Annotated in this window: 9 protein-coding genes; 7 read left to right on the top strand and 2 right to left on the bottom strand. The window is 72.5% G+C overall.

The features are described 5' to 3' along the window. Positions 1-2: 2 nt before the first annotated feature. From BJ961_RS16180 to BJ961_RS16155, 6 genes are all read left to right on the top strand, one after another. Positions 3-953: a carbohydrate ABC transporter permease gene (locus BJ961_RS16180; protein ID WP_271413532.1), complete on the top strand. Its 951-nt coding sequence runs from the start codon at positions 3-5 to the stop codon at positions 951-953. Further along, complete coding sequence (locus tag BJ961_RS16175) at positions 950-1,840, top strand: carbohydrate ABC transporter permease (protein ID WP_271413531.1); 891 nt, start codon at positions 950-952, stop codon at positions 1,838-1,840. Before BJ961_RS16180 ends, BJ961_RS16175 begins: the two co-directional genes overlap by 4 nt. Positions 1,841-1,895: 55 nt before the next feature. Continuing rightward, positions 1,896-2,852 carry a carbohydrate kinase family protein gene (locus BJ961_RS16170; protein WP_271413530.1) on the top strand — a complete coding sequence of 319 codons (957 nt, stop codon included), beginning with the start codon at positions 1,896-1,898 and terminating at the stop codon, positions 2,850-2,852. After that, positions 2,849-4,174: an alpha-glucosidase/alpha-galactosidase gene (gene melA / locus BJ961_RS16165; RefSeq protein WP_271413529.1), complete on the top strand. Its 1,326-nt coding sequence runs from the start codon at positions 2,849-2,851 to the stop codon at positions 4,172-4,174. Before BJ961_RS16170 ends, melA begins: the two co-directional genes overlap by 4 nt. Before the next feature lie 435 nt (positions 4,175-4,609). Next, the gene (locus tag BJ961_RS16160) at positions 4,610-5,752 is read left to right on the top strand and encodes a M23 family metallopeptidase (protein WP_271413528.1); all 1,143 of its coding nucleotides are present in this window, start codon (positions 4,610-4,612) and stop codon (positions 5,750-5,752) included. A gap of 66 nt (positions 5,753-5,818) precedes the next feature. Beyond that, the gene (locus tag BJ961_RS16155) at positions 5,819-7,345 is read left to right on the top strand and encodes a CYTH and CHAD domain-containing protein (RefSeq protein ID WP_271413527.1); all 1,527 of its coding nucleotides are present in this window, start codon (positions 5,819-5,821) and stop codon (positions 7,343-7,345) included. A gap of 78 nt (positions 7,346-7,423) precedes the next feature. Here BJ961_RS16155 and BJ961_RS16150 read toward each other — a convergent pair whose 3' ends face one another. Continuing rightward, on the bottom strand, positions 7,424-7,786 hold the full coding sequence (locus tag BJ961_RS16150; RefSeq protein ID WP_271413526.1) for a hypothetical protein: 363 nt from the start codon (positions 7,784-7,786) through the stop codon (positions 7,424-7,426). A 210-nt stretch (positions 7,787-7,996) separates the two neighbouring features. On the opposite strand from BJ961_RS16150, the gene BJ961_RS16145 reads away from it, so the two are divergent. Next, positions 7,997-10,543 carry a discoidin domain-containing protein gene (locus BJ961_RS16145; RefSeq protein WP_271413525.1) on the top strand — a complete coding sequence of 849 codons (2,547 nt, stop codon included), beginning with the start codon at positions 7,997-7,999 and terminating at the stop codon, positions 10,541-10,543. A gap of 62 nt (positions 10,544-10,605) precedes the next feature. On the opposite strand, the gene BJ961_RS16140 is transcribed toward BJ961_RS16145, so the two are convergent. Next, entirely contained in the window at positions 10,606-13,980 is a 3,375-nt protein-coding gene (locus BJ961_RS16140; RefSeq protein WP_271417063.1) for a pyruvate carboxylase, read from the bottom strand. Between the last annotated feature and the right edge of the window lie 15 nt (positions 13,981-13,995).

Genomic DNA, 13,995 nt, shown 5'->3' with positions numbered 1-13,995 from the left:
CCATGCCGCGCCTCCCCCGCCCCATCACCGTCGACGGCCCGCCGCCCGACCCGCGCGCCCTGCGCCGCAAGCGCCGGCGCGAGACCGGCACGGCCTGGGCGTTCGTCTCACCGGCGGTCCTGATCGTCCTCGGGCTGAGCATCGTCCCGGTGATCTGGTCGCTGCTGCTGTCCTTCCAGGCCAGTGACCTGGTGACGCCCAGCCGCTGGGTCGGCCTGGACAACTACCGTGCCCTCGCCCAGGACCCGAACTTCAGCCAGGCGGTCCGCAACACCCTGCTCTACACGGTGCTGTACGTGCCGCTGAGCCTGCTGTTCGGCCTGGCCCTCGCCCTGGTGCTGAACCGGCGCATCCGCCTGGTCGGCCTCTACCGCACCCTGATCTTCGTGCCGTTCGTGCTGTCGGCGACCGCGCAGGGCGTGCTGTTCTCCTTCATCCTGGACCCGGAGTTCGGCGCCGCCAACTCGGTGCTGCACCGCCTGGGCGTCTCGTCGCAGGGCTTCCTGTCCGATCCGTCCCAGGCGCTCCTCGTGCTGGTGGCGATCACCCTGTGGAGCGGCACCGGGTTCTGCGTCGTCGTCTACCTCGCCGCTCTCCAGGACGTGCCGCAGTCCCTGATCGAGGCGGCCCGCCTCGACGGCGCCGGGCGCAGGCACCTGCTGCGCCACGTCACCCTGCCCACGCTCACGCCGGTCACGGTCTTCCTGGTGCTGTGGCAGGCCATCCAGTCCCTGCAGGTCTTCGACCTCGTGTACGTCACCACCAAGGGCGGTCCGCTCGGCTCCACCACGGTGATCGTCTACTTCATCTGGGAGCAGGCGTTCAAGAACGCCACCGCCGGATACGGGGCCTCGGCCGCGTACGTCCTGGCCGTCGCCCTCGGTGTGGTCGCCGGGGCCGTCCGCATCGTCCGGCGTCGGGGACGCCACCGTCTCGAAGGGGCCCGATCATGACGGCGACCACCACCCGACCGGGTACGGCGAGCGCTTCGGCCTCGGAGCCGGCCGCCGTCGAACGGCGCCGCCCGCGGCTCCCGTTCAGCCCCTGGCACCTGCTGCTCGCGCCGCTCGCCCTCGTGTTCGCCGTACCGCTTGTCTGGCTGCTGCTCAGCTCGGTGATGAGCAACGCGGAGATCAACCGGTTCCCGCCGGCCCTGTGGCCGTCCGGCATCGACCTGGGCGGCTACCGGTACGTGCTGGGCAACGCGATGTTCCCCCGCTGGTTCGTCAACTCGCTGATCGTCTCCGCCGTCACGGTCGCCGCGAACCTCGTCTTCGGCTCGCTGGCCGGGTACGCCTTCGCCAGGATGCGCTTCGCTGGCTCCCGGGTGCTGATGGGGCTGATGCTGGCCACCATGGCCGTGCCGTTCCAGCTGACGATGATCCCGACGTTCCTGGTGATGAAGAAGCTCGGCCTCATCGACACCCTGGGCGCGCTGATCGTGCCCTCGCTGGTGACGCCGTTCGCGGTGTTCCTGCTGCGGCAGTTCTTCCTCTCGCTGCCCAGGGAGCTGGAGGAGGCCGCCTGGATCGACGGCTGTTCCCGGCTGCGGGTGCTGTGGCGCATCGTGCTGCCGCTGTCCCGCCCGGCGCTGAGCACGGTGGCCGTCCTGACCTTCCTGACCACGTGGAACGACCTGACCTGGCCGCTGATCGCCATCAACCACGACACGCAGTACACGCTGCAGTTGGGCCTGACCACCTTCCAGGGGCAGCACCACACGCAGTGGGCCGCCGTGATGGCCGGCAACGTCATCACCGTGCTTCCGGTGCTGCTCGCCTTCCTCGGCGCGCAGAAGACCTTCATCCAGTCGATCACCTCCAGCGGACTCAAGGGCTGACGCCCGCGGCTGACGCCGGCCTTCGCCTCCTCCGCTGTCACCTCAGGGAAGACCCATGTCGCACAGTTTCGACCTGCTCGTCGTCGGGGACGCCAATCCCGACGTCGTCCTCGGACCGCTCGACGCGCCGCTCGCCTTCGGCCAGCGCGAACAGCTCGTGTCCGACGGTGCCCTCACCCTCGGCGGCTCCGCGGCCATCATGGCGTGCGGCGCGGCCCGCCTCGGCCTGCGGGTCGCCTTCGCCGGCCGCGTCGGCGACGACGACGCCGGCCGCTACATCCGCGCCGCCCTCGACTCCCGCGGCGTGGACACCCGCGCCCTGCACACCGATCCGGGGCTGCCCACGCCCCTCACCGTCGTCCTGACCCAGGGGGAGGACCGCGCCATCGTCACGGCGCCTGGCACGCTGCCGGCCACCACGGCGGCGGACGTCCCGGCCGAGCTGCTGAGCGGCGTCCGGCACGTGCACGCCGCGTCGTACTTCCTGCTGCCCGCACTCGCCGCCTCGCTGCCCGAGCTGCTGCGCACCGCCCGTTCCCACGGCGCGACGACGTCCCTGGACACCAACGACGACCCGTCCGGCCGCTGGGACCCGGCGGGCCTGGACGCCGTGCTCCCGCACACCGACTACCTGCTGCCCAACGCGGCCGAGGCCCGGCGGCTCGCCGGACTCGACACCCCGGACCTCGGGAAGTCGGCCGCCGCGCTCGCCGACCGGGGGCCGACGGTCGTCGTCAAGAACGGCGCCGAGGGCGCCCTGTGCCACGACGGGCGCACCCTGCTCAGCACGCCCGGCATCCCGGCCCGGTCCGTCGACACGGTGGGGGCCGGTGACAGTTTCGACGCCGGTTTCGTCGCCGCGCTCCTCGCCGGGCTCGCCCTTCCCGAGGCCCTCGAACTCGCCGCCGTCTGCGGCGCGCTGTCCACCCGCGCGCACGGCGGCACCACCGCCCAGCCCACCTGGGACGAAGCGTTCGCCCAGGTCACCCGCAACGGAAAGAACCCCGCATGAGCACCGCCCACCCGACCGCGCCCAAGATCACCTTCGTCGGAGCAGGCAGCGTCGTCTTCACCCAGGGCCTGCTCGCCGACCTCTTCGCGTTCGACGAGCTGAAGTCCGCGCACATCGCGCTGCACGACATCGACGCCGAGCGGCTGGCCACCGCGCGGGCCGCCGCCGAGTACATCGCCGCCGAACGCGGCGCCCGACCGCGCGTCACCGCGCACGCCGACCGCCGCGAGGCCCTGGCCGGCGCGGACTTCGTCATCAACATCGTGCAGGTCGGCATGGGCGAGGCGACCCGTACCGACTTCGACGTGCCCGCCCGGTACGGGCTGCGCCAGACCATCGGCGACACCCTCGGCGTCGGCGGCATCTTCCGCGCGCTGCGCACCTTCCCGCTGCTCGAAGCGCTCGGGCGGGACATCGCGGAGGTCTGCCCGGACGCCTGGTTGCTCAACTACACCAACCCGATGGCGATGAACGTCCAGTACCTCGCGGAGGCGACCGGTCTGACGCGGGTGGTGGGACTGTGCCACTCCGTCTACTGGACGATCCAGGACCTGTGCGAGCTGCTGAAGGTCCCCTACGAGGAGGTCACCTACCAGGCGGCCGGTGTCAACCACCAGGCGTGGGTACTGCGCCTGGAGCACGGGGGCGAGGACCTCCACCCCCGCCTCGACGCCCTGATCGCCGAGGACCCGCAACTGCGCCGCCGGGTCCGCATGGACATGTACCGGCGCCTGGGCCACTACCCGACGGAGACCAGCGAGCACTCCTCCGAGTACGTCCCCTGGTACCTGCACCACGACAGCGAGATCGACCGGCTGCGGCTTCCGGTCGGCGCCTACCTGGGCATCGTGGACGAGAACGTGGCCGAGTACGAGCGGACCCGCGACGCGCTGGCCTGCGGGGCACCGCTCACCGTCGAGGGCACCATGGAGTACGCGCCGCAGATCATCCACAGCATCGTGACCGGCACGCCCCGCACGGTCTACGGCAACGTGCCCAACCACGGTCTGATCGAGAACCTTCCCGACCGGGGCACCGTCGAAGTGCCGTGCCTGGTCGACGCGTCGGGCGTCCAGCCCACCCGTGTCGGCGCGCTGCCCCCGCAGTTGGCGGCCCTCAACCGGGCCTACCTGAGCACCACCGACCTGGTGGTGCGGGCGGCCACTCAGGACGAACCGCGGCACGTCAGGCACGCCGCGATGGCCGACCCGGCGACGGCGGCGACGCTCAGGGTCGAAGAGATCTGGCAGCTGTGCGACGACATGGTCCGCGCCCACGGGGACCTGCTGCAACCGGCGCTGCGCACCGAACTCGCTCTCTGAGCCGGGCACCCGGCCGCGCTGGTGCGGCCCCGCGTACGGGGGAGAACGCGGGGCCGCACCAGCAAGCTATCGGAGTAACCGGCCGCCTGCCAGACCCGGCGCGCGCCGACCGGCGCGAACCTTTCACCCACGCCCCGCCGGGGGACATCCGGCCCCCGAGTCTCGCCCGGTGCCGTCGCCCGGTCGGCGGACGGGAGCATTCCCGGGAGTGGGGGGCGCCGGGACGGCGCGCGCCCCGGGGGACGGGCCGTGCGGGGCGTGTACCGAGGCCCATGGGCTGCCGGCCCGCGGTCCGTCCCGCCCCGGCCCGCGGTCCGTCCCGCGCCGCCCGCCGTGCCCGTTCGGGCAGCTCCTTCTGCCTCCACGGCTCCTGACACCGGCGCGGGGGCGGCGATAGCGTCTCCGCGTGAGCATCACGTCCCGGCGAGCGGCCAGGTGAACGACGAGCGGCTGGCGCAGGCGGCCGACGACACGGACGAAACACGGCCGGAACCAAACCCCCTGGAACAACCGGAACAACCGGCGCCACAGGAGCGGCCCCCCGGGCGAAAGCGCCGCGGGCCGGGCCCCTTCACCCTGCTGGTGCTGCCGGCCCTGGTGACCGTCACCGGCGTGGCCGCCTTCCTCGCGCTGGGCGGTCTGCCGAACCCGTGGCCCGACGATCCCGACGCGAAGCCGTCCACGGCCGTGGACATCGACCCCTCCTACGTCCCGTGGCTGCGCAAGGCGGCGTCGGCCTGCACCGTCCTGGAACCGTCCGTACTGGCCGCGCAGATCGACCAGCTGTCCGGCTGGAGCGACGACTCGGACGAACTGTCGGGCCAGAAGGGGATCGCCGCCTTCACGGACAGCGAGTGGCGGACCTGGGGCAAGGACGACGACGGCAACGGCGGTTCCTCGCCCCGCGACCCGGCGGACGCCATCATGGCGCTGGGCCGGCGGGACTGCTCCCTGGCCGGGAAGGTGACCGAGCTGCGCACCGAGGGCAGGGTCAACGGCGACCTCGTGGAGCTGACCCTCGCCGCCTACGCCGCGGGACCGGACGCGGTGACGGAGGCGGGGCGGGTGCCCACGGAGGCCAAGGCGTACCTCGACGAGGTCCAGGCCCTGATCCCCCGCTACGAGGCACTGGACCGGGACGACTCCGGCGCGGGCGGGTCGGCGGGCGCCCTCCTGACCGCGCCGGTGACGCCGCTCACCATCACCTCGCCCTACGGATCGCGGGAGCACCCGCTGACCGGGGTGACCAAGCTGCACACCGGTGTGGACTTCGCCGCGCCGCAGGGCGCACAGGTCGTGGCCGCACGCAAGGGCCGTGTCGTGTTCGCCGCGCTGACCAGCGCTTACGGCAACCGCATCGTGATCGACCACGGGACGATCCAGGGCAAGCGGCTGGAGACGACCTACAGCCACCTGTCGTCCCTGGGGGTGGCCGTGGGACAGACCGTGGAGGCCGGCGCCCCGATCGGACACGTCGGCTCCACCGGCCTGTCCACCGGTCCGCATCTGCACTTCGAAGTGATCCTGGACGGGTACTACAACGACCCGCGGCCCTGGCTGGTCCCGAACGGCGGATAGCCGCCGCGCGGCGGACGGCCGGGCGCGAGGGGGTTTGATCCGGCGGATCGGGTCGAAGGACTCAACATGACCCAGTCGAAGCGCGAGACAGAGCGAAAGTACGAACCGCCGTCCGGCGGCGTCGCCGGGCTGCCCGACCTCACCGGTGCCGGGCCCGTCGCCTCGGTCGCCGCGGCCGGGCCCGAGGAGCTGGACGCGGTGTACCACGACACCGTGGATCTGCGGCTCGCCGGGAGCTCGGCCACGCTGCGCCGCCGTACGGGCGGCCCGGACGCGGGCTGGCACCTGAAGCTGCCGCTCGGCGGGGACACCCGGGAGGAGGTGTGGGCGCCGCTGTCGGACGACGTGCCGCAGGCGTTGCGCGAGCTGGTCCTGTCCCGCACGCGGGGCGCGGAGCTGCGTCCGGTCGTACGGATCCGGTCCACCCGGACGGTACGGCGGCTGTGCGACGCCGAGGGCGGTGTGCTGGCCGAGCTGAGCCTCGACGAGGTGCGTGCGCAGTCCCTGGCGCCCGGCGGCGGCCGTGCCGAGTGGGGTGAGCTGGAGGTGGAACTCGCCGACGGTGCCGACGCCGGAGTGCTGGACGCCGTCGAGAAGAGGCTCCGCAAGAAGGGCGTCGTCCGCGCCGACAGCCCGTCCAAGCTCGCGCGGGCGCTGCGGGAAACAAAATCGGCGGTGGCACGGGGGCGCCCGTCGGGGGTGGTCGCCGGGTCTCCGGGTGCGTTCGTGCTCGCGTACGTGCGTGAGCAGGTCGGCGACCTGGTGGCGCTGGATCCCGCGGTCCGCCGTGACCTGCCCGACGCCGTGCACCGGATGCGCGTCGCGTGCCGACGGCTGCGCGGCTGTCTGCGCTCGTACCGGTCGGTCCTCGACCGGCGGGTCACCGATCCCCTGCGTGCGGAGCTGAAGTGGCTGGCGGGCGAGTTGGGGGCGGCCCGTGACCAGGAGGTGCTGAGCGAGCGGATCGATGCGGCGCTGGCGGAGCTGCCGGACGAGCTCGTCCTCGGTCCCGTCGCCGCGCGGCTGCGGATCTGGGACGTGTCGCGGGGCGAGGACGGGCGTTCCCGGACGCGGCAGGCCCTGGACTCGCCCCGCTGGCTGCGCCTCCTGGACGCGCTGGACGCGCTGGTCCGGCAGCCGCCCCTGCGCGCCGGGGCCGGTCGGAAGCCGACTCGGACGATGGGCCGGGCGGTGCTCAAGGAGTACGGCCGTCTCGCCGGGCGCATGGACCACGCGCTCGCGCTTCCGGCAGGCCGGGAGCGCGAGGCGGGGCTGCACGAGGCGCGCAAGGCGGCCAAGAAGCTGCGCTACGCGGCCGAGGTCGCGCGTCCGGCGCTGGGCAAGCCCGTCGCCCGGCTCGGCAAACGCGCCAAGGGGGTGCAGCGGCTGCTCGGCGAGCACCAGGACGCCGTGGTCGCCCAGGGCACCCTGCGGGAGCTGGCGGTGGCCGCCCACGGGGCGGGCGAGCCGGCGTTCACCTGGGGGCTGCTGCACGGCCTGGAGCGGGCGGTCGCCGGCAGGCGGCGGGAGGCGCTGCCCGAGGTGTGGCGGGCGGCGTCGGATCCCGCGCTGCGGGCGCCCCTCGCGCACTGAAGGACGGCGCGCGGGACAGGCCGCTCCGGCCTCGCGTGCCCCCGGCCCCGGCTCAGCCCGCCCGCGCCCGGTCCCGGATCACGCCGCGCGTGCCCGGTCCGGCAGCGCGCGCAGGGGTGCCGCCGGAGTGCGGGCGGCGCTGACCCGGTAGGTGATGCGGTTCGGGTCGGCGAGCGGCTCGCCGAGGGTTATGCGCCCCGCGGCGTGCAACGCGTCGCACTCACCGGTCGGCAGCGCGACATAGCAGCCTCCGCGGCCGGTGGCGGAGTCCAGGGGGCGCCAGTAGCTGTATCTGCGCCGCCCGTCCGCCCGCACGGTGACGAAGACGGGTGTGCGCGCGTCGGCGACGATGCGCAGGACTTCGGCCTCGGCGGCCCCGAGCTGTGCGTGGCGCCGGGTCCCACGGGGGCGGGCGGTGAGCGGGCGGGCGGTGAGCGGCATCGGCTGTGGCCTTTCCAGGTCAGTGACTCGAGAACGCCTACCCGGTCCGGCCGGAGTTGATCTCGATGGACCGCATTCTTCAGTACGGCACTGACAAGTCGTGCCCGAAGTCTTGCCGGATTCATGCCTCACCACTTAAATCACACCTTGAACTAAGCCGCTGTGTCCGGCGGTTGCCCGGTCCTGTCCGCTACCGCAGAAAGCCCACGCATGAGACTGAGATCCTTGGGTGTCGCGCTCGTCGCCACGGCGGCACTCGTCACCCTCCCCGCCCCGATGACGGCCACCGCGGCCGACACCCCCCTCTCCCAGGGCCGGACGGCCACGTCGTCGTCGGCCGAGAACGCCGGAACCCCGTCCGGCAACGCCGTCGACGGCGACACGAACACCCGGTGGTCGTCCGCCGCGAGCGACGACCAGTGGCTCCAGGTCGACCTCGGCGCCACCGCCACCGTCACCCGGGTCGTGCTCGACTGGGAGGCGGCCTACGGCAAGGACTACAAGATCCAGCTCTCCCCGGACGGGAGCACCTGGAGCGACGCGAAGACCGTCACCGGCGGCGACGGCGGCACCGACTCGCTCGACGTCTCGGGCCAGGGCCGCTACGTCCGGATGCAGGGCGTCCACCGGGCCACCCCGTGGGGCTACTCCCTCTGGGAGTTCCAGGTCTTCGGCACCGCCGGCGGCGCCACGCCGGGCGGCTCCTGCGACACCGCCGACGCCGCGCAGGGCAGGCCCGCTTCGGCCTCCTCCGTCGAGAACGCCGGTACACCGGCCGCCGCGGCCTTCGACGGCGACCCCGGCACCCGCTGGTCCAGCCAGGCCGCCGACCCGCAGTGGGTGCGGGTCGACCTGGGCTCCGTGAAGGACCTGTGCGAGGTGGACCTGAACTGGGAGGCCGCCTACGCCAAGGACTTCCGGATCGAGGCGTCCTTTGACGGGCAGAACTGGCAGACGCTGAAGAGCGTCACGGGCGCCACCGGGGGCAAGTCCTCCTACGACGTCAGCGGTTCCGGCCGCTACGTCCGCGTCCACGGCACGGCCCGTGCCACCGGCTACGGCTACTCGCTGTGGGAGGTCGCCGTGCACACCGGCACCACCGGCACTCCCCCGGTGGAAGGCGGCGGCGACCTGGGGCCGAACGTCATCGTCGTGGACCCCTCCACGCCGAACCTCCAGCAGAGGTTCGACCAGGTCTTCGCCCAGCAGGAGTCCAACCAGTTCGGCAGCGGGCGCTACCAGTTCCTGCTGAAGCCGGGCACCTACAACGGGATCAACGCCCAACTGGGCTTCTACACCTCGATCTCCGGTCTCGGCCTCAACCCGGACGACACGCAGATCAACGGTGACATCACCGTGGACGCGGGCTGGTTCAACGGCAACGCGACACAGAACTTCTGGCGTTCGGCCGAGAACCTCGCCATCACGCCGTCCAACGGCACCGACCGCTGGGCCGTCGCCCAGGCCGCCCCGTTCCGGCGCATACACGTCAAGGGCGGTCTCAACCTCGCGCCCAACGGCTACGGCTGGGCCTCCGGCGGCTACATCGCCGACTCGAAGATCGACGGGACCGTCGGCCCCTACTCCCAGCAGCAGTGGTACACCCGGGACAGCTCGGTCGGCGGCTGGACCAACGGCGTCTGGAACATGACGTTCACCGGCGTCGAAGGCGCCCCCGCGAGCAACTTCGAGACCGGCCCGTACACGACGCTCGACACCACGCCGATCTCGCGCGAGAAGCCCTTCCTCTACCTGGACGGCGACGAGTACAAGGTGCGCGTGCCCGCCAAGCGCACCAACGCGCGCGGCGTCTCCTGGCCGGCGAACGCCGGGGGCACCTCGCTGCCGCTCAGCCAGTTCTACGTCGTCAAGCCCGGCGCGACCGCGGCGACCATCAACGCCGCCCTCGACCAGGGGCTCAACCTGCTGTTCACGCCGGGTGTCCACCACATCGACCAGACCATCGAGGTCGACCGGGCGAACACCGTGGTGCTGGGGCTCGGTCTGGCCACGATCGTCCCGGACGGCGGCGTGGACGCCATGCACGTGGCCGACGTCGACGGCGTGCGGCTCGCGGGCTTCCTCATCGACGCCGGTCCGGTGAACTCCGACACGCTGCTGCGCATCGGCACCCCGGGCGGGAACGCCGACCACTCCGCCAACCCGACGACCATGCAGGACGTGTTCATCCGCGTCGGCGGCGCGGGACCGGGCAAGGCGACCGACTCCGTCGTGGTCGAGAGCGACGACGTCGTCATCGACCACACCTGGATCTGGCGGGCCGACCACGGCGAGGGCGTCGGCTGGGAGACCAACCGCGCCGACTACGGCCTCCGGGTCAACGGCGACGACGTCCTCGCGACGGGACTGTTCGTCGAGCACTTCAACAAGTACGACGTCTACTGGAACGGTGAGCGCGGCCGGACCGTCTTCTTCCAGAACGAGAAGGCCTACGACGCCCCGAACGAGGCCGCCATCACCCACGACGGCATCGTCGGCTACGCGGCCTACAAGGTCGCCGACTCGGTGAACGTGCACGACGCGGTGGCGCTGGGCAGTTACTGCAACTTCACGGCCGACCCGGGCATCGTCCAGCAGCACGGGTTCCAGGTGCCGGTCAAGCCGGGGGTCAGGATGCGCAACCTCCAGGTGATCTCGCTGGGCGGCATGGGCCAGTACCGCCATGTCGTCAACGACACCGGCGCCGGAACGTCGGGGACGGACACCGTGCCGTCCAAGGTCGTGCAGTTCCCGTGAGCGACGACGCGCCCCGCAGCGCTGCGGGGCGCGTCACCCGCGGGGTCCGGAAACCCCGGTGATCAGGCGAGTTGGACGAGGAGGTCGCCGCCCTCGACCTGCTGGATGCGGTTGATGGCGAGCCTGGTCACCGTGCCGGACGTGGTCGCGGTGATGGAGGCCTCCATCTTCATCGCCTCGATGGTGGCCACGGTGGCCCCGGCCTCCACCGCGTCGCCCTCGGCGACGGCGAGGGTCACCACCCCGGCGAAGGGCGCGGCGACATGGCCGGGGTTCGCCCGGTCGGCCTTCTCCGTCGCGGGCACGTCGGAGGCCGCCGACCGGTCGCGAACCTGGATCGGGCGGATCTGGCCGTTCAGGGAGGACATCACGGTCCGCATGCCCCGCTCGTCGGCGTCGCCGACCGCCTGCAGTTCGATCAGCAGCCGGACGCCCGGGTCGAGGTCGACCGTGTACTCCTTGCCCGGGCGCAGCCCGTAGAAGAAGTCCTTGCTGTCCAGGACGCTGGTGTCGCCGAACGAGGCGCGGTGGGTGCCGAACTCCCGGGCCGGGCCCGGGAACAGCAGCCGGTTGAGTGTCGCCCGGCGGTCCTTCTCCAGTCCGGTGCGGTCCTCGGCCGCCAGTTCCGCGACGGGCCTCGCCTCGGCGCGGCCCCGCAGCGCCTTGGTGCGGAACGGCTCGGGCCAGCCGCCGGGCGGGGTGCCCAGTTCACCGCGGAGGAAGCCGACGACGGAGTCCGGGATGTCGAACCGGTCGGGGTCCTGCTCGAAGTCGGCCGGGGAGACACCGGCGCCCACCAGGTGCAGGGCCAGGTCGCCGACCACCTTGGACGACGGGGTGACCTTCACCAGGCGGCCCAGCATCCGGTCGGCGGCGGCGTACATCGCCTCGATGTCCTCGAAGCGGTCGCCGAGGCCGAGCGCGATGGCCTGGGTGCGCAGGTTGGAGAGCTGGCCGCCGGGGATCTCGTGGTGGTAGACGCGGCCGGTCGGGGAGGCGAGGCCCGCTTCGAAGGGGGCGTAGACCTTGCGGACGCTCTCCCAGTACGGCTCCAGGTCGCCGACCGCCTGGAGGTCGAGGCCGGTGGGGCGCTCGGTGTGGTCGGTGGCGGCCACGATGGCCGACAGCGACGGCTGCGAGGTCGTCCCGGCCATGGACGCCACGGCTCCGTCGACGGCGTCGGCGCCGGCCTGGATCGCGGCCAGGTAGGTGGCGAGCTGGCCGCCGGTGGTGTCGTGGGTGTGCAGGTGCACGGGCAGGTCGAACTCCCGGCGCAGCGCGGAGACCAGGGTCGCGGCGGCCGGGGCGCGCAGCAGACCCGCCATGTCCTTGACCGCCAGCACATGGGCGCCGGCGTTCACGATCTGCTCGGCGAGCCGCAGGTAGTAGTCGAGGGTGTAGAGCCGCTCGGAGGGGTCGGACAGGTCGGCGGTGTAGCAGAGCGCGACCTCGGCGACGGCGGTGCCGGTCTGCCGGACGGCCTCGATGGCGGGCCGCATCTGCTCGACGTCGTTGAGGGCGTCGAAGATGCGGAAGATGTCGATGCCGGTGGCGGCGGCCTCCTGCACGAAGGCGTCGGTCACCTCGGTCGGGTACGGGGTGTACCCCACGGTGTTGCGGCCCCGCAGGAGCATTTGGAGGCAGAGGTTGGGCACCGCCTCGCGCAGGGCGGCCAGCCGCTCCCACGGGTCCTCGGCGAGGAAGCGCAGGGCGACGTCGTAGGTGGCACCGCCCCAGCACTCCAGGGACAGCAGCCCGGGCAGGGTGTGGGCGACGACGGGCGCCACGGCGAGCATGTCCTTGGTGCGTACCCGGGTGGCGAGCAGCGACTGGTGGGCGTCGCGGAAGGTGGTGTCGGTGACACCGATGGTGGACGACTCGCGCAGCCGGCGGGCGAAGCCCTCCGGGCCCAGTTCGGCGAGCAACTGCCGGGACCCGGCCGGGGGTTCACCGGCGGGCACCGCCGGCAGCTTGGTCAGCGGGTCGATCAGCTCGGGGCGTTCGCCGTGCGGCTTGTTCACCGTGACGTCGGCGAGGTAGGTGAGCAGTTTGGTGCCGCGGTCGGCGGAGTGCCGGGCGGTGAGCAGATGGGGGCGCTGCTCGATGAACGAGGTGGTGACCCGGCCCGCCTGGAAGTCGGGGTCGTCCAGGACCGCCTGGAGGAACGGGATGTTGGTGGCGACGCCGCGGATGCGGAACTCGGCGACCGCGCGCCGGGCCCGGTTCACCGCGGTGGTGAAGTCCCGTCCCCGGCAGGAGAGCTTGACCAGCATCGAGTCGAAGTGGGCGCTGATCTCCGTACCGGCGTGGGTGGTGCCGCCGTCGAGGCGGATGCCGGAGCCGCCCGGTGAGCGGTACGCGCTGATCCGGCCGGTGTCCGGGCGGAAGCCGTTGGCCGGGTCCTCGGTGGTGATGCGGCACTGGAGTGCGGCGCCGCGCAGGGTGATGTTCTCCTGGGCGAGTCCGAGGTCGGCCAGCGTTTCCCCGGCGGCGATGCGCAGCTGGGACTGGACGAGGTCGACGTCGGTGACCTCCTCGGTGACGGTGTGCTCGACCTGGATGCGCGGGTTCATCTCGATGAAGACGTGGTTGCCGTCCCGGTCGACGAGGAACTCCACGGTTCCGGCGTTGCGGTAGCCGATCTGCCGGGCGAAGTTCACGGCGTCGGCGCAGATCCGCTCCCGCAGGGCCGGGTCGAGGTTCGGCGCGGGTGCCAGCTCGATCACCTTCTGGTGGCGGCGCTGCACCGAGCAGTCCCGTTCGAAGAGGTGGATGACGTTGCCCTCGCCGTCGGCGAGGATCTGCACCTCGATGTGGCAGGGTTCGACGACCGCCTTCTCCAGGAAGACGGTGGAGTCGCCGAAGGCGGAGGCGGCCTCGCGGGAGGCGGCCTCGATGGCCTCGCGCAACTGGGCGGGTTCCTCGACCCGGCGCATGCCGCGCCCGCCGCCGCCCGCGACCGCCTTGACGAACACGGGGAAGCCGACGTCGTCGGCGGCGCGCACGAGTTCGTCCACGTCGGTGGAGGGCGCGGAGGAGCCGAGCACGGGGACACCGGCCTCGCGGGCGGCGGCCACCGCGCGGGCCTTGTTGCCGGTCAGTTCCAGGATCTGCGTGCCGGGTCCGACGAAGGTGATCCCGGCCTCTTCGCAGGCCCGGGCGAGTTCGGGGTTCTCGGACAGGAATCCGTATCCCGGGTAGACGGCGTCGGCCCCCGCTCGGCGGGCGGCGCGGACGATCTCCTCCACGGAGAGGTACGCGCGCACCGGATGCCCCTGCTCCCCGATCTCGTAGGCCTCGTCGGCCTTCAGCCGGTGCAGCGAGTTGCGGTCCTCGTGCGGGAAGACGGCGACGGTGCGCGCGCCGAGCTCGTAGCCCGCCCGAAACGCACGGATCGCGATCTCACCGCGGTTGGCGACCAGCACCTTGCGGAACATTCTTGATCCCTTCAG

The sequence above is a fragment of the Streptomyces lienomycini genome, assembly GCF_027947595.1.
GTDB classification, from domain to species: domain Bacteria; phylum Actinomycetota; class Actinomycetes; order Streptomycetales; family Streptomycetaceae; genus Streptomyces; species Streptomyces lienomycini.
This window is presented reverse-complemented; position numbering and strand designations above follow the sequence as displayed.

Bases quoted from the DNA above. Each gene is read 5' to 3' on its own strand.
- BJ961_RS16175 (WP_271413531.1), top strand. From the start codon at position 950: ATGACGGCGACCACCACCCGACCGGGTACGGCGAGCGCTTCGGCCTCG.
- melA (WP_271413529.1), top strand. From the start codon at position 2,849: ATGAGCACCGCCCACCCGACCGCGCCCAAGATCACCTTCGTCGGAGCA.
- BJ961_RS16150 (WP_271413526.1), bottom strand. From the start codon at position 7,786: ATGCCGCTCACCGCCCGCCCGCTCACCGCCCGCCCCCGTGGGACCCGG.
- BJ961_RS16145 (WP_271413525.1), top strand. From the start codon at position 7,997: ATGAGACTGAGATCCTTGGGTGTCGCGCTCGTCGCCACGGCGGCACTC.
- BJ961_RS16180 (WP_271413532.1), top strand. From the start codon at position 3: ATGCCGCGCCTCCCCCGCCCCATCACCGTCGACGGCCCGCCGCCCGAC.
- BJ961_RS16170 (WP_271413530.1), top strand. From the start codon at position 1,896: ATGTCGCACAGTTTCGACCTGCTCGTCGTCGGGGACGCCAATCCCGAC.
- BJ961_RS16155 (WP_271413527.1), top strand. From the start codon at position 5,819: ATGACCCAGTCGAAGCGCGAGACAGAGCGAAAGTACGAACCGCCGTCC.
- BJ961_RS16140 (WP_271417063.1), bottom strand. From the start codon at position 13,980: ATGTTCCGCAAGGTGCTGGTCGCCAACCGCGGTGAGATCGCGATCCGT.